We start from the raw sequence: 17,124 nt of genomic DNA on the forward strand, positions 1-17,124 counted from the left end.
AGTAAGCAGGGGGGCTTCCTTTTCAGTTATAAAGATATACTTTATGGATAGGAGTCACATTCACGGAGGCTAATCCGGTTAGGAAATATTATGAAAATGTAACATATTCAATATTTTCGATTTTTTCTTCTTTTACCTCGCCACTTCCTACTAGTCTGATGCAGAAAGTATCATTGGAAACTTTTAATATTTGTCCTCTTACTTTTACAGGCATCCCATTGCAATTCAAACCAACTTTTACGATTTGCCGGGTTACCTCGGCAGCATCTAAGGCTTTTATAATACCTTGAAGCTCTTCTTGATTAGTATATTCGGAGCAACTGCCACGTATTTCATCTTCACCATCAAAGGTGACAGATTGGATTGCGTGAATTGCAATCCAGGCTTTTCTGATTTCGTTATTGGAGCGGCAAAGTTCTCCGGGATTGATCCATAAGCGGCATGCTGTTGGGCATAGCTCTTCTATGATGCCTTCTAACTCCTGTCCGCTGCATAAAGTGATTCTAACAACCTGTCCGGTGAATTCAGCAATATTCAATGCACCTATAACAGTTAGACAATTAGTCATATTTATACCTCCTTTTGGTCTATACTAAATGGATTTCTACTATATAATATGAGGAACTCTATTCCGTGTTACATAAAATAACATAATATGAGTTTTTACGACATGATTTTGTGGACTTAGTAAGGGATACAACTCTTTTTGGTTTCTATATATTACTAATCTTATATGCTTTTTCTTGTAAGAGAGATATGACTATGCTATAATACAACAGAATATAACTCACTTTTGCAGGAGGAAATGTTAATGAACCAGAATCATATACGAAATTTTTGTATTATCGCACATATAGATCATGGAAAATCAACCTTGGCTGACCGTATTATTGAAAAAACAGGCTTACTGACAAGCAGAGAGATGCAATCTCAGGTTTTGGATAATATGGAACTTGAGAGAGAACGTGGAATTACCATTAAGGCTCAAACCGTTCGTACCGTTTATAAAGCAAAGGACGGAGAAGAATATATTTTTAATTTAATTGATACTCCGGGACATGTAGATTTTAATTATGAAGTATCAAGAAGTTTAGCTGCATGTGAAGGAGCAATCCTGGTTGTAGATGCAGCCCAGGGTATAGAAGCACAAACCTTAGCTAATGTATATTTAGCCATTGACCATAATCTGGATATTTTGCCGGTAATTAATAAAATAGATTTACCAAGTGCTGAACCGGATCGGGTGAAAGCTGAAATTGAAGATGTTATAGGACTGGATGCAGAAGATGCTCCTTTGATTTCTGCAAAAATCGGTCTGAATATTGAAGAAGTTCTGGAACAGATTGTAGCTAAAATAGCACCCCCTAAAGGTGATATTAATGAACCTCTAAAGGCTTTAATATTTGATTCCAAATACGATTCTTATAAAGGCGTTATTATATTCTGCCGTATTATGGAGGGAAAGGTCACCAGAGGGACTGAAATAAAAATGATGGCTACCGGTGCTACGGCAGAGGTAGTAGAGTTAGGTACTTTTGGGCCGGGACAATTTATCCCCTGTGAGGAATTGTCTGCTGGAATGGTAGGTTATATTACTGCAAGCTTAAAAAATGTAAAGGATACTCAGGTAGGCGATACCGTAACAGATGCCAATAATCCTTGCAAAGAAGTTTTGCCAGGCTATAAAAAGGTTAATCCGATGGTATACTGCGGTATGTATCCTGCGGATGGCGCAAAATATCCTGATTTAAGAGATGCTTTGGAGAAATTGCAGCTTAATGATGCTTCTTTACAATTTGAACCTGAAACTTCCGTTGCTTTAGGTTTTGGTTTCCGTTGTGGTTTCTTAGGACTGTTACACCTTGAAATTATTCAGGAAAGACTGGAGAGAGAATATAATTTAGACCTTGTAACAACAGCACCAAGTGTTATTTATAAGGTTCATAAAACAGATGGACAGGTACTTGAAATTACCAATCCTTCCAATTTACCTGATCCTTCAGAAATTAATTATATGGAAGAGCCGGTAGTAAGTGCTGAGATTATGGTTACAACGGAATTTGTGGGTTCTATTATGTCATTATGCCAGGAACGAAGAGGCGTTTATCTTGGCATGGAATATATGGAGGCTACAAGAGCCCTTCTTAAATATGAACTTCCTTTAAATGAGATTATCTATGATTTCTTTGATGCTTTAAAATCCAGGTCCAGGGGATATGCTTCCTTTGATTATGAGTTAAAGGGTTATAAAGAATCCAGTCTTGTGAAATTAGACATTCTTATTAACAAGGAAGAAGTGGATGCCTTATCCTTTATTGTTCATGCTGACACTTCTTATGAACGGGGAAGAAAAATGTGTGAAAAGCTAAAAGATGAGATTCCAAGACATCTTTTTGAAATTCCTATTCAGGCTGCTGTTGGTAGTAAGATTATTGCAAGGGAAACGGTAAAGGCTATGCGTAAGGACGTTCTTGCAAAATGTTACGGCGGTGATATCAGCCGTAAGAGAAAACTCCTTGAAAAGCAAAAAGAAGGTAAGAAACGTATGCGCCAAATCGGTAATGTAGAAATTCCTCAAAAAGCATTTATGAGTGTTCTTAAATTGGACGAAGATTAAACTGTGGACTGAGCATGATGGCAAAGGGACGCTGAAAAAGCCTGTAAGTGGTTGGATTTTGCAGAGGGTGGCAGCATTTCATTTGTTTTTCGCTGCCTTTCCCGAAAGCGGAATCCAAATTTTTTACAAGCCTCTAGGATGTTATGAAAATGCAAGGCCAATGCTTGCATTTTCTCAACATCCTAGAGGCTTAAGTAAGCATGGAGACCGCTTTCGGCCGGTCGACGCGAAAAACAAATGAAATACAGCCACCCTCTGCAAAATCAATTTATGTTGTGGAGGCTTTTTCAGCTGTTTGTTGGATGATATTGTCAAGCTTAGTACAAATTCAGCTTGACTGAATTGGGGAGAAGAATCTACAGAGGGATTAGGAATGGTAGATTTTTTATAAATTGGAGGAGCTTATGGAGAATACTATTGAGATACTTAATGATATTTACAAGCCTGTTTATGAATATTTAAAATGTTTATTAAAAGCATTGAAGGAATTGAATTATGACTATGAATGGAAGTTTTGTAATAATCATTCTATCAGAAAAGATAACCAATGGATTTTGGAGTATTATCCAATTCCTCTTGTTACAGTAAAGGATATTTGCGATATTGGAATAGATATAAATCATATATTTATAGAATGTAAAATGAAGAAAGAAAAGATAATTGGATTTGAGTGGAAGTTAATTTCCGATTATAATTTTGATGTTTACGGAGTAGAAGATTATTTGAATGATTTTTATAATTCCTCTCTAAAACTTGATGACATTACGGAAAGAATCATTCACAGCAATGAAAATGAAATTGGTATAGAATTTCAACTTAGATTTCTTGAAGAAAAAAGTATTATATTAGAATTGATTAAAAAATTAGAATTTATGGGTACATTTATTTTGTAAATAGTTCATTTATTATTGAAATAGGTAGTTAAGGATTTGATTAAGTAAGGTGCATCATTTGCAAATGAATTTTGAAAGGAGGAATAATATACTATGGAAAATAAGTTGATAGACAGTTATAAGGACTTAGGGTTATATATTCATATTCCTTTTTGTGTAAAGAAGTGCGATTATTGTGATTTTCTTTCGGGGCCGGCTAGTGAAGAGACTAAAAGACTTTATGTGAAGGCTCTGATTAAGGAGATTTTATCTAATAGGGATTTGGCGTCGGAGTACCTTGTTAAAACGATTTTTATCGGTGGAGGTACTCCGTCTTCTGTTGATGGGAGGTTTATTGGGGATATTTTAGAAGCAGTACGAGAAGTCTTTCCTGTTAGTGAGAAGGCAGAGATTTCCATTGAAGCAAATCCGGGGACTCTGAATGAAGATAAACTTAAGGAATATAAGAAAGCAGGTATTAACCGGATTAGTTTTGGACTGCAATCAGTGGATGACAGAGAACTTAAGCTGCTTGGAAGAATTCATTCTTATAAGGAATTTGAAGATAATTATTTGCTGGCTAGAGAACTGGGATTTCAGAATATTAATGTGGATTTGATATCGGCTTTGCCGGGGCAGACCATGGAGCAATGGTTATGTACTTTAGAGAAGGTTATCTTGTTAAAACCAGAACATATTTCTGCATATAGTTTGATTCTGGAAGAAGGGACGCCGTTTTTTGAACGGTATAGTGAAGAGGATCAAGATGAAGATCTGGATAGAAGAATTTATGGTAAGACAAGAGAAGTTCTTGAAAAAGCAGGGTATTATAGGTATGAGATTTCCAACTATGCAAGACCTGGTTATGCTTGTAGGCATAATTCTTCCTATTGGACTAGAACTAACTATTTGGGGCTAGGATTGGGAGCTTCTTCCTTGTTTCATAATATCAGATTTCATAATGAAGAGAATATGCAGCTTTATATTGAAAATTCCCATAACAGAAAGCAAATTAGAAAAGATATTGAATATTTAGATAAAAATAAACAAATGGAAGAGTTTATGTTTTTAGGTCTAAGAATGACAGAGGGAATTCATAAGAATAAGTTTAAGGATTTGTTTGGTGAAGATATTGAAAATATTTATGGAGATGTTTTAAAACAATCTTTTGAGGAAGGTTTATTAATGGAGGAGCATAATCATATATTTCTTACGGAAAAGGGACTAGACTTAAGTAATGTAGTTATGGCTAGATTCTTATTAGATGAATAATTATTTTTTATATCGGTTATTATTATTTCAATGGATAGAGATTTTGTTTATTAAATTGTAAAAAGGAAGGTAATAGCGATTGGTTTTATTAAAAGAAATTACAAGGGAAAATTTTTGGGATTGCATTGAACTTTCTGTTACAGAGAATCAAGTTGAATATGTAACTTCAAATGCAGTTTCCATAGCACAATCTAAAGTTCAACCGGAATGTATACCACTTGCCGTCTATGATGATGAATTGTTGGTAGGATTTGTTATGTATTGTATTGATGAAGATGACGGGGAGTATTGGATCTATCGATTGATGATTGATAAACATTACCAATCAAAGGGATATGGTAAAAAGGCTATGAAAAAACTTTTGGAAATCATTGAACAAGATAAGTCTCATAATAAAATCTTTCTTGGTGTACATAAAGAAAGCATAAATGCAGTAAAACTGTATAAAAGTGTTGGCTTTGATTTTACCGGACAAATATTTGGTAAAGAACATATTATGAAATTAGATTATTAAACATAGTATGGTTTTCTTTTTTGATGAAATTTAAATATTAATTGAGTAAAATAACACTTGACAAAGCAATTTGATAGTGCTATTTTATGTATAAAGATGTTAGCACTCCTTGACAGTGAGTGCTAACAATAAAGTTGGGGGTGGTTAGATGGTATTGGATGATAGGAAGTTAAAGATATTACAGGCAATTATTCAAAATTATCTTGAAACCGGCGAACCTGTCGGCTCCAGGACAATTTCTAAATTAACCGATTTAAATCTAAGCTCCGCAACAATTCGTAATGAAATGGCTGACTTAGAAGAACAGGGGTATATTATTCAGCCTCATACTTCAGCAGGTCGTATTCCATCTGATAAAGGATATCGTTTGTATGTAGATACTATGCTGCAGGACAAAATTCAAGAAGTAGAAGATATGAAAGTACTTCTGGTAGACAAAGCAGATAAGATAGATACTTTATTAAAACAAATAGCTAAGTTACTAGCTGCGAATACCAATTATGCCACATTAGTTACAAAGCCTCAATACCGAAGCAGAAAAGTAAAGTTCATACAATTAACAGAAGTGGATGATGATCAGATACTTGCTGTTATTTTACTGGAAGGTAATATAGTAAAGAATAAGATAATCGATACATTAGAAAAATTAGATAAAGAGATTATTCTTAAATTAAATATTGTGTTTAATACTTTCCTTCAAGGATTAGATCTTTCTGAAATTAATCTGACTATTATTCAGAAGATGAAAGAACAAGCAGGTTCATACAGTGGCGTTGTAAGTGATATTCTTGATGCAATTGCTCAGGCAATCAGTGAAGAAAAGAATGTGGAGATTTACACCAGCGGTGCAACCAATATGTTAAAATATCCTGAACTTAGCGATATGGATAAAGTATCAGAATTACTGAATACTTTTGAGGAAAAAAATCAACTGACAGAGCTGGTAGCCGCTTCCCCTTCAGAAGATTCCGAAAAGAGAGGTATTCAAGTATATATTGGAAGTGAAACTCCCGTAGAGGCTATGAAAGATTGTTCTGTTGTAACAGCCACTTATGAAATTGAAGACGGTGTTTATGGCAAGATAGGCATTATTGGTCCAAAGAGAATGGATTATGAAAAAGTAGTCAGTACGCTGCATACACTTATGGTGCAGTTGGATGAAATATTTAAGAAAAAAACTTAACATAAGGAAAGGCGGTAACAAAAGTGGAAGATAAGGATAATTCTGTAGAGGATTTAAAGAAAGATGGAGTTAACCAAGAGGAAGAAATGAAAAATAATATAAATCCAGATAGTGCAAACCAAACCTTAGAAAATGAAGATAATAATGAGCAAATAGAACAGGATGTGAATCTGGAAGCTGAAGAAGGCACAGAAGAAAATGAAGATAAGAAATCCGGAAAGTTCTTTAAAAAGAAAGAAAAGAAGAAAGATCCGAAAGATCTAAAGATTGAAGAACTTGAGGACAGATTAAAGCGCACCTTCGCTGAGTTTGATAATTATCGAAAGCGCACGGAAAAGGAAAAATCACAGATGTTTGAAATCGGTGCAAGAGACATTATAGAAAAAGTCCTTCCGGTTATTGATAATTTCGAAAGAGGACTAGGAACCTTAACAGAAGAAGAAAAGTCCGGAGGATTTGCACAAGGTATTGAAAAAATCTATAAACAATTAATGGATACCTTAACGGAATCCGGTCTAAAACCGATAGAAGCAGCAGGTAAGGAATTCAATCCTGATTTTCATAATGCAGTAATGCATTCTGAGGATCCTGAACTGGGAGAAAACATAGTAGCAGAAGAATTCCAAAAAGGTTATATATTTAAAGATACTGTAGTTAGACATAGTATGGTAAGAGTTGTTAATTAAAGTAATATAATTATTTATTAAGTAAATACATTATATTTATTTATAATTTATTAGTAGTTTGTAATAATTTATATTGTTATATTGAAAAAATTAGGAGGAATAAATTATGGGCAAAATCATAGGAATCGATTTAGGAACGACAAACTCATGTGTTGCCGTTATGGAAGGTGGAAAACCGGTAATTATTGCTAATACAGAAGGTACCAGAACGACTCCTTCAGTAGTTGCATTTACAAAAACAGGTGAAAGATTAGTTGGTGAACCAGCAAAACGTCAGGCTGTAACAAACGCTGATAAAACAATTGCATCTATCAAAAGGCATATGGGAACTGATTACAAAGTTAAAATAGATGATAAGAGATTTTCACCACAAGAAATTTCTGCAATGATTCTTCAAAAATTAAAAACAGATGCAGAAAGCTATTTGGGAGAAAAAGTTTCAGAAGCAGTTATTACTGTACCAGCTTACTTTAACGATGCGCAAAGACAGGCTACAAAAGATGCGGGTAAAATTGCGGGACTTGATGTTAAGAGAATTATCAACGAGCCTACAGCAGCAGCTTTAGCATATGGTCTTGATAATGAAAAAGAACAAAAAATCATGGTTTATGATTTAGGCGGCGGTACTTTCGACGTTTCTATTATTGAGATCGGTGACGGCGTTATTGAAGTTTTAGCTACTTCAGGTGATAACAGACTTGGTGGTGATGACTTTGATGAAAAAGTTACAAGATATATGATTGATGAGTTTAAGAGAACAGAAGGTGTAGACTTATCTACAGATAAAATGGCCCTTCAAAGATTAAGAGAAGCAGCAGAAAAAGCAAAGAAAGAATTATCTTCTGCAGCTACAACAAATATAAACTTACCTTTTATTACTGCAACCGCAGAAGGACCAAAGCACTTTGATCTGAACCTGACAAGAGCAAAATTTGACGAATTAACTCATGACCTAGTAGAAAGAACAGCAACTCCTGTTCAAAACGCATTAAGAGATGCCGGAATTGCTGCTTCTGAATTAAGTAAAGTTTTACTTGTTGGTGGTTCTACCCGTGTTCCAGCTGTACAGGATAAAGTAAAGCAATTAACTGGTCATGAACCATCCAAATCCTTAAATCCTGATGAATGTGTTGCTCTTGGTGCTTCCATTCAGGGTGGTAAATTAGCCGGAGATGCCGGAGCAGGAGATATTCTGTTGCTTGACGTTACACCATTATCCTTAAGTATTGAAACTATGGGTGGTGTTGCAACAAGATTAATCGAAAGAAATACAACTATCCCTACCAAGAAGAGCCAAATCTTCTCAACAGCTGCGGATAACCAAACAGCAGTTGATATTAATGTAGTACAGGGTGAAAGACAATTTGCCAAAGACAACAAGAGTCTTGGACAATTCAGACTAGATGGCATTCCACCAGCTAGAAGAGGAGTTCCTCAAATCGAAGTTACTTTTGATATTGATGCCAATGGTATCTTAAACGTATCAGCAAAAGATTTAGGAACAGGTAAAGAACAGCACATTACAATTACAGGCGGTTCTAATATGTCTGAAACTGATATCGAAAAAGCAGTGAAAGAAGCGGCTGAATTTGAAGCACAGGATAAAAAACGTAAAGAAGCTGTTGAAGTTAGAAATGATGCAGATTCAATGGTATTCCAGACAGAGAAGGCATTAAATGATGTAGGTGATAAACTTAATGCAGATGATAAATCCAAGGTAGAAGCTGATTTGAATCACTTAAAGGATTTAGTGGAAAAAGCAAATCCAGAAGTTATGTCTGATGGAGAATTAGAAGATTTAAAAGCTGCAAAAGAAAAATTAATGGAAAGTGCACAGAACTTATTTGCAAAAGTATATGAACAGGCACAGGGAGCTCAAGGTACACAAGGGGGACCTGCACCGGATTATACAGCCGATGGCGGAGCTGCTGCTGATGATGTAGTAGATGGAGACTACAGAGAGGTATAAATCAGTAGCATCTATAAAGGTTTTCCGGAGTTGACTTTTTCAAATATTTTGTATAGTATATTGGTTGTGGGTCGTTCCCTGACATTTATAAATAGGCGGTCTTTTGACTGCCTATTTGTGGATTAAGAATAAATTACGGTCAAGAGGATGAAATATATCCCCTTAGATTGATTATTAAAAAGTGAAGTTTTGGACTAAAAGTCAAGAAATAGACATGGGAATTTTCTTGGCAGTTTTTGTTCGCTTAGAAAATTCGCAAGGAGGATAGATAAAATCATGGCAGATAAACGTGATTATTATGAAGTCTTGGGGGTCTCCAAGTCTGCAACAGATGATGAACTAAAAAAAGCATATAGAAAATTGGCAAAACAATATCACCCGGACGCCAATCCTGGTAATAAAGAAGCGGAAGCTAAATTTAAAGAAGCTTCAGAAGCTTATACGGTATTAAGTGATCCGGATAAACGAAGACAATATGATCAATTTGGCCATTCTGCATTTGAAGGCGGTGCTGGTGGCGGCTTTGACTTTACCAATATGGATATGGGAGACATCTTTGGAGATATCTTCGGAGATTTATTTGGTGGCGGAGGTCGCAGAAGAAGCAATAATGGCCCAATGAAAGGACCGAATGTCAGAGCTGCGGTAAGAATCACATTTGAAGAAGCAGTGACCGGTGTTGATAAAGAATTAGATTTGAACTTAAAAGAGGAATGTACTACCTGTCACGGAACTGGTGCAAAACCAGGTACCAATCCGGAAACTTGTACAAAGTGCGGTGGTAAAGGCCAGGTTGTATATACCCAGCAGTCCTTATTTGGCATGGTTAGAAATGTTCAACCCTGCCCGGATTGTCGTGGTACCGGTAAAATAGTAAAAGAAAAATGTCAGGATTGTTATGGTTCCGGCTATGTGAACAAGAGAAAGAAGATTGCAGTTTCCATACCAGCCGGTATTGATAGTGGTCAGAGTATCAGAATTCGTGAAAAAGGGGAACCTGGAATCAATGGCGGCGAAAGAGGAGATTTACTGGTAGAAGTTACCGTAAGCAGACATCCAATCTTCCAAAGACAGGACTATGACATTTATTCTACTGTACCTATTTCTTTTGCTCAGGCGACCCTGGGCGGTGATATCCGCATTAATACGGTAGACGGAGATGTTATTTATACAGTAAAACCGGGTACCCAAACGGATACCAAAGTACGTTTAAGAAGTAAAGGTGTACCTACACTTCGTAATAAACAGGTACGTGGAGACCATTATGTTACTTTAGTAGTTCAGGTACCGATGAAATTAACCAACGAGCAAAAGGAGTTATTGCAAAAATTTGATGATGCAATGAACGGTAAAAGCGTGGAACCGGAACACGAAAAAGAAAAGGAAAAAGGAAAGAAGAAATTCTTTGGTAAATAACAATGAAATGGACAAAATTAACTTTAAAAACCATGTCGGAAGCGGAAGAACTTATTAGTAATATGTTAACGGACTTGGGGTTTGAAGGTATTGAAATAGTAGATAATGTTCCAATTACAGAAGAAGAGAAAAAAGCTATGTTCATTGACATACTGCCTGAAGTAGATGAAGAAGATAAAACCGCTGCTATAAGCTTTTATTTGAATGAAGGCGAAGATGTGGAAGAGACTATAGCTAAAATCCAGGAGGGCTTAGATGAATTAGCTGAATTCGTGGATGTGGGAAGCAGAAAAATTATGGTCTCCGAAACAGAAGATGTAGATTGGATCAATAACTGGAAAGAATTTTTTAAACCATTTCGTGTAGATGATAATATTGTAATTAAACCAACCTGGGAACCTCTTAATAATGTTTCGAATAAGGACCTTATCATTGAAATCGATCCGGGTACTGCTTTTGGTACCGGTGCTCACGAGACTACCAAATTATGTATCAGTGGTTTGAAAAAGTATGTTAATTCGGAAACAAAATTGTTAGATGTAGGCTGCGGAAGTGGAATTCTATCCATTATCGGAGCAAAGCTGGGAGCTTTTTCCGTATTCGGAACGGATATTGATCCTAATGCAGTAAAAGCCGCCTATGAAAATGCAAAAGTAAACCATATTTCGGATGATGTTTTAACCATTATTAGTGGAGATATTATATGCGATGAAAGTATTCAAAAACAAGTAGGTTTTGAATGTTACGATGTTGTTGCAGCAAACATATTGGCGGATGTTATTATTCCCCTTTCTGCTGAGATCGGAAAACACATGAAACCGGGCGGCGTATTTATCAGTTCCGGAATCATAAACATGAAGAAGGAGCAGGTAAAGGAAGCAATTTTAAAAAACGGTTTTCAAATATTAGAAATAAATGAAATGGGTGACTGGGTTTCTATTGTAGCGCAGAAGTAGTTTTACAAAACTGTTGCAAACTGTCATTCTGAGCATAAATTCAGCTGTGCCAAATTTAAGGGATGAATCTTGTAAAATTGGGATTCTCTAGCATAGAATTCGGCACAGCTGAACTTACGCTCTTAGAGTGGCAGTTTATTGTTTTCTGACAGCTTCTTTAATAAATGTAATAGAATTCAGCTTTGCAAAATTACTGTATAAAATATTAATTGCGAAGGAAGGCAGGTGCTTGGGATGTACCGTTTCTATGTAGATCAAGATCAAATAGGTGAAGAATTTATCACCATTAAAGGCATAGACGTAAATCACATAAAAAATGTATTACGGATGCGGACTGGTGAGAAACTAATAATTTGTAATGGACAAGGGAAAGACTTCTATTGTATAATAGATAGCGAATCTAAGGACGAAATTATAGTCTCTATTGAAGAAGTCTGTAACACGGATACAGAATTGGATGGGAAAATATATTTATTTCAGGGACTTCCTAAAAAGGATAAGATGGAATTAATCATTCAAAAAGCAGTAGAACTTGGTGTTTTTGAAATTATTCCTGTTATGACACAAAGAACCGTTGTAAAATTAGAAGATAAAAAGAAGGAAGACAAGAAAGTAGAACGCTGGCAGTTAATTGCAACAAGTGCGGCAAAACAATCCAATCGGGGAATCATACCCACGGTATCAGGAACTATGAGTTTTAAAGAATCGCTAGATTACGCAAAGAATATGGATATTAAAATAATTCCATATGAAAATGCAGATGACATAAATGAAACCAAGGAAATTATACAAAGTATAAAAAGTGGACAGTCAGTGGGAATCTTTATCGGACCGGAAGGTGGATTTGAAGAAAAAGAGATCGGACAAGCTTTAGAGGCAGGTGTTCTACCCATAACTTTAGGAAGAAGAATTTTGCGAACGGAAACTGCCGGACTTACTATCTTATCTATGATTATGTTACAGATGGAACTGGGCTGACAAGGATATCTCATCCGCAATATATAAGAGATTCTTTATAAATGGTATAGAAGTATTGATTAGTATTAGAGAAGAGGAAAGTATGGAAGCATATTTGGACAATGCCGCAACTACAAGGGCATTTGATTCGGTAAAAGATATTATGATAGAAACTTTAAGTATGGATTATGGTAATCCCTCCTCCAAACACTTAAAGGGAATGGAAGCAGAACGGTATATACGGGATGCAAAAGATATTATTTCAAAGAGACTGAAAGTGGAACCCAAAGAGATTATATTTACCTCCGGTGGCACAGAATCCAATAATATGGCTTTAATTGGTACCGCTTTAGCCAATAAAAGAAGGGGCAACCATATCATTACAACCGGAATTGAACATTCTTCCGTTCATAACCCACTTATATTCCTTGAAGAGAATGGTTTTCAGATAACTTATGTACCAGTAGATTCCTATGGAAAAGTCATAACGGAGGAATTACTAAGTGCAGTAAAGGAAGATACTATACTGGTATCTATTATGTATGTAAATAATGAGATTGGTTCCGTACAAAATATCAGTGAAATATCAAAAAAAGTAAAAGCAAAAAATCCTAATGTTATTTTACATGTAGATGCCATTCAGGCATTTGGTAAATATAATATATATCCAAAAAGAGAAGGAATTGATCTGTTGTCTGTCAGCGGGCATAAGATTCATGGACCGAAAGGAAGCGGATTCCTGTATATAAAAGATAAAATAAAGATAAAGCCTATATTATATGGCGGGGGACAGGAAAAAGGTATGCGTTCCGGCACAGAAAATGTTCCGGCTATAGCTGGACTTGGACAGGCGGTAAAAGAAATTTATGAGAATCATGAGGATAAAATCAAAAATCTGTATCATATAAAAAAATCTTTTATAGAAGAAGTCAGTCAAATAGAAGGTGTAACCATAAATGGAGCGGGAGACAAATTAGAAGATTCTGCACCTCATATTGTTAGCGCTAGCTTTGAAGGAATTAGAAGTGAAGTTTTATTACACGCATTAGAAGAAAAGGGCATCTATGTATCTTCCGGTTCTGCATGCTCCTCTAATCATCCTGCTCTCAGTGGCACATTAAAGGCAATTGGAGTAAGAGATGATTTGTTGGATGCCACAATAAGATTTAGTTTTTCTGTCAATACAAACATGAAAGAAATCGGGTATACGGTGGATATGCTGAAAGAATTATTACCTGTTTTAAGAAGATTCAGAAGACATTAATGCATTTTATAAACGAAAATAATATTTTGGTAATGATAGTTAAATTAGCGTAGTGTAAATTATTGAAATACATAATTTACACCTTGATTTGTTGCAGTGCTGCATTTGCAGGCAGGTACAGCATGCAGTGGGAGCTAGAAAATATTTTATATACAGGAAAAGAGGAAAGTATGTATAAAGCATTTTTAATAAAATATGCAGAAATAGGTATTAAAGGTAAGAACAGATATTTATTTGAGAATGCCCTGAGAGACCAGATTAAGAACTCTTTAAAAAATCTCGGTAATTACATGGTAACAAAAGAACAAGGCAGAATCTATATTGAATGTCCGGAAGATTATGATTATGAAGAAACGGTAGAGGCCCTACAAAGGGTATTTGGTATCGCACAAATATGTCCTGTAATGATTATAGATACCATAGAATGGGAACCATTGACCAAGGCAGTAGGCGATTACGTAGAGGCAAGGTATGAAGATAGAAACTTTACCTTTAAGATGGAAGCAAAACGGGGAGATAAAAATTATCCTATGACTTCTCCGGAGATATGTATTGAAATGGGAGCTTATTTGCTAAAGCGTTTTCCGGAAATGAAAGTAGACGTTCATAATCCTTCTGTGCGTATTATGGTGGAAGTTAGGAACAAATCTTATGTATATTCGGAAGTAATACCAGGTCCAGGGGGTATGCCTGTTGGAACCAATGGTAAAGCGATGCTTCTTTTATCAGGTGGAATTGACAGTCCTGTTGCAGGTTATATGATTTCCAAAAGAGGTGTTACTATAGATGCCGTTTATTTTCATGCACCTCCATATACCAGTGAAAGAGCAAAACAAAAGGTAGTGGATTTGGCAAGATTGATTTCTAGATATACCGGTCCTATAAAACTTCATATCGTTAATTTTACAGATATTCAGTTGTATATATATGATAAATGTCCTCATGATGAGTTAACCATTATTATGAGAAGATATATGATGAGGATAGCAGAACAGATTGCAGAAGAATCGGGCTGTCTTGGATTGATTACAGGTGAAAGTATCGGTCAGGTTGCAAGCCAGACACTTCATAGTTTAGCTGCAACAAATGAAGTATGTAATTTGCCGGTTTATCGTCCGCTGATAGCATTTGATAAACAGGATATTGTAGATATTGCTGAGAAAATCAATACCTATGAAACTTCTATTCTTCCATTTGAAGATTGCTGCACCATATTTGTTGCGAAACATCCGGTAACAAAACCAAGTTTAAAGGTAATTCATCACTCTGAAAAATCACTGGAAGAAAAAATAGATGAGATGGTTAAAACTGCATTAGATTCAAGGGAGATTGTTCTTGTAGATTAGATTCTGACCGGAATGCTGCCTGTTATATAGTGAAACTGGGATAGTATATGCCAGATGTTATGTATATACTATCCCAATTAATGTACTTGTTGGATCGTGATTTAGAAGACATATTTATGAACACAAAAAAAAGAGGATACGGTAGTATCCTCCATAAGTAACAAACAATTAAACATTATTCAACGATATACGGACTTAGTTTTTCTAAGATTTCATTAACGTTTTCTTCGTTGTGAATATTTAAATCAATTGGTCTTGATAAATCCAAACTGAAGATACCCATTATAGATTTTGCATCAATTACGTATCTACCGGATACTAAATCAAAATCTGTATCAAATTTTGTAACTTCATTTACAAAGGATTTTACTTTATCAATTGAGTTTAGCGAAATTTTTACGGTCTTCATAATGATCCTCCTTTAATTAGTTTTTAGGATTGATTTTATAGCATTTATAAGTTATATACTACATATTAGACCATAAAAAGTCAATATACAAAGTAGATAAAAAATCCAACCTATAATATATCAAATTATAGTAATTACCAATATAATACATGTAAAATTTTGTAATTGAAATAAGGGAGTTGGAATAGAAGAAGGCTGTTTTGAGGCACCGAGGCAGATGTCATAACCGAAAGGTTAAAAGAAGACATATTGTTATATAGAATTTTGCAGAAGGTTTTATGTTTAGAAAGGATTCCTATGAATAATAATCATTTTGATAAAAATGGAAAAACGGTAGCTTTTTTAACTTTGGGTTGTAAGGTTAATTCTTATGAGACAGAAGCTATGCAGAAGTTGTTTGAAGATGAAGATTATCAGGTTGTTGATTTTGATTCAAAAGCAGATGTTTATGTAGTTAATACCTGTACCGTTACCAATATTGCAGACCGTAAGTCCAGGCAAATGCTTCATAGAGCAAGAAAATTAAATGAAAATGCCACCGTTATTGCAGTTGGCTGTTATGTTCAGGCAGCAAAAGACGTGTTGGAACAGGATGACGCCATTGACATAGTTATTGGAAACAACAAAAAAAATAAAATCATAGATATATTAAAAGAATATAATCAGGGTAAGAATATAGAAGATGAAGCGGTTATAGATTTGAGCATAGAAGCTAAATATGAACCACTTATGATAGAGTCGGTAACAGAAAAGGTACGTGCTTATATTAAGATTCAAGATGGATGTAATCAATTTTGCTCTTATTGTATCATTCCTTACGCAAGAGGCAGGGTAAGAAGCAGGGACGAAGAATCTATTATGGAAGAAGTACAAAATCTTGTTACGAAAGGTTATAAAGAAATTGTTTTAACCGGAATACACTTAACTTCCTATGGTATTGATTTGGATGAAAGAAAAGAATCAAAGCTGTTAGCTCTTATTGTAAACTTAAGTACAATTGAAGGTTTGGAAAGAATTCGTCTAGGTTCTTTAGAACCAAGAATAATTACTGAAGATTTTGCCAAGACTTTAGCTGTTAATAAAAAATTCTGTCCTCATTTTCATTTATCTTTGCAAAGTGGTTCAGATGAAACTTTAAAACGAATGAACCGTAAATATTCCCCAAAAGAGTATTTTGAAAAATGTGAACTTTTAAGAAAATATTTTGATAATCCGGCTATTACTACCGATGTGATAGTAGGATTTCCCGGAGAGACAGAAGAGGAGTTTAATGAAACGAAACAATTCTTAGCAAAAGTTGCTTTTGCTCAAATGCATGTCTTTAAATACTCCAAGAGAAACGGTACCAGAGCTTATAGTATGCCTGATCAGGTGAAAGAAGAGATAAAAGCGGAACGTAGTAATATTCTTATTGATTTGAATGCAAAAATGATGGAAGACTATCACAGTTCCTTCATTGGTAAAAGTGAAAGAATTTTAGTAGAAGAAATTATTGAAATTGACGGTAAACAATATCAAATCGGGCATAATGAAAGATATGTAAAGTTGGCAATAAATGCTGAAAAATCTTTGATTAACCAAATTGTAACCGTGAATGTTATAAAAGATCTTACAAAAGAAATTATGTTCTGTGAAATAATGGATTGAAATTTCATTTGATTTA

Annotated in this window: 15 protein-coding genes; 13 read left to right on the top strand and 2 right to left on the bottom strand. The window is 35.0% G+C overall.

Annotation, left to right across the window (positions count from 1 at the left end; translation table 11 throughout):
- Nucleotides 1–88 precede the first annotated feature (88 nt).
- A complete protein-coding gene (locus tag BM183_RS03685; RefSeq protein WP_091684477.1) occupies nt 89–568 on the bottom strand; it encodes a hypothetical protein in 480 nt (159 codons plus the stop codon).
- Nucleotides 569–805: 237 nt separating this feature from the next.
- On the opposite strand from BM183_RS03685, the gene lepA reads away from it, so the two are divergent.
- The 12 genes from lepA (at nt 806) to thiI (ending at nt 15,052) form a co-directional block, all read left to right on the top strand.
- Complete coding sequence (gene lepA / locus BM183_RS03690; RefSeq protein ID WP_091684479.1) at nt 806–2,617, top strand: translation elongation factor 4; 1,812 nt, start codon at nt 806–808, stop codon at nt 2,615–2,617.
- Nucleotides 2,618–3,021: 404 nt separating this feature from the next.
- Nucleotides 3,022–3,510: a DUF3201 domain-containing protein gene (locus tag BM183_RS03700; RefSeq protein WP_091684483.1), complete on the top strand. Its 489-nt coding sequence runs from the start codon at nt 3,022–3,024 to the stop codon at nt 3,508–3,510.
- Between the two features lie 93 nt (nt 3,511–3,603).
- Nucleotides 3,604–4,761, top strand: coding sequence for a radical SAM family heme chaperone HemW (gene hemW, locus BM183_RS03705; protein ID WP_091684485.1), 1,158 nt, complete (start codon nt 3,604–3,606; stop codon nt 4,759–4,761).
- A gap of 79 nt (nt 4,762–4,840) precedes the next feature.
- Nucleotides 4,841–5,275, top strand: coding sequence for a GNAT family N-acetyltransferase (locus BM183_RS03710; protein ID WP_091684486.1), 435 nt, complete (start codon nt 4,841–4,843; stop codon nt 5,273–5,275).
- A gap of 148 nt (nt 5,276–5,423) precedes the next feature.
- The gene (gene hrcA, locus BM183_RS03715; RefSeq protein WP_091684488.1) at nt 5,424–6,458 is read left to right on the top strand and encodes a heat-inducible transcriptional repressor HrcA; all 1,035 of its coding nucleotides are present in this window, start codon (nt 5,424–5,426) and stop codon (nt 6,456–6,458) included.
- 23 nt (nt 6,459–6,481) lie between these two features.
- Complete coding sequence (gene grpE / locus BM183_RS03720; protein ID WP_330392308.1) at nt 6,482–7,144, top strand: nucleotide exchange factor GrpE; 663 nt, start codon at nt 6,482–6,484, stop codon at nt 7,142–7,144.
- 106 nt (nt 7,145–7,250) lie between these two features.
- A complete protein-coding gene (gene dnaK / locus BM183_RS03725; protein ID WP_091684489.1) occupies nt 7,251–9,113 on the top strand; it encodes a molecular chaperone DnaK in 1,863 nt (620 codons plus the stop codon).
- A gap of 276 nt (nt 9,114–9,389) precedes the next feature.
- Nucleotides 9,390–10,529, top strand: a complete 1,140-nt coding sequence (gene dnaJ, locus BM183_RS03730; protein WP_091684491.1) for a molecular chaperone DnaJ — start codon at nt 9,390–9,392, stop codon at nt 10,527–10,529.
- A gap of 2 nt (nt 10,530–10,531) precedes the next feature.
- Nucleotides 10,532–11,485: a 50S ribosomal protein L11 methyltransferase gene (gene prmA, locus BM183_RS03735; RefSeq protein WP_091684492.1), complete on the top strand. Its 954-nt coding sequence runs from the start codon at nt 10,532–10,534 to the stop codon at nt 11,483–11,485.
- A 234-nt stretch (nt 11,486–11,719) separates the two neighbouring features.
- Entirely contained in the window at nt 11,720–12,463 is a 744-nt protein-coding gene (locus tag BM183_RS03740) for a 16S rRNA (uracil(1498)-N(3))-methyltransferase (protein ID WP_091684494.1), read from the top strand.
- Between the two features lie 82 nt (nt 12,464–12,545).
- On the top strand, nt 12,546–13,706 hold the full coding sequence (locus tag BM183_RS03745) for a cysteine desulfurase family protein (RefSeq protein ID WP_091684495.1): 1,161 nt from the start codon (nt 12,546–12,548) through the stop codon (nt 13,704–13,706).
- A 170-nt stretch (nt 13,707–13,876) separates the two neighbouring features.
- Nucleotides 13,877–15,052: a tRNA uracil 4-sulfurtransferase ThiI gene (gene thiI / locus BM183_RS03750; RefSeq protein ID WP_091684609.1), complete on the top strand. Its 1,176-nt coding sequence runs from the start codon at nt 13,877–13,879 to the stop codon at nt 15,050–15,052.
- A gap of 175 nt (nt 15,053–15,227) precedes the next feature.
- Here the strand turns inward: thiI and BM183_RS03755 are convergent, their stop codons facing one another.
- Complete coding sequence (locus tag BM183_RS03755) at nt 15,228–15,461, bottom strand: HPr family phosphocarrier protein (RefSeq protein WP_091684497.1); 234 nt, start codon at nt 15,459–15,461, stop codon at nt 15,228–15,230.
- A 297-nt stretch (nt 15,462–15,758) separates the two neighbouring features.
- Between BM183_RS03755 and mtaB the strand changes: the two genes are divergently transcribed.
- Nucleotides 15,759–17,108, top strand: coding sequence for a tRNA (N(6)-L-threonylcarbamoyladenosine(37)-C(2))-methylthiotransferase MtaB (gene mtaB, locus BM183_RS03760; protein ID WP_091684498.1), 1,350 nt, complete (start codon nt 15,759–15,761; stop codon nt 17,106–17,108).
- Nucleotides 17,109–17,124: the final 16 nt, after the last annotated feature.

It is taken from the genome of Anaerocolumna aminovalerica, from assembly GCF_900115365.1.
In the GTDB taxonomy this organism is placed as follows: domain Bacteria; phylum Bacillota; class Clostridia; order Lachnospirales; family Lachnospiraceae; genus Anaerocolumna; species Anaerocolumna aminovalerica.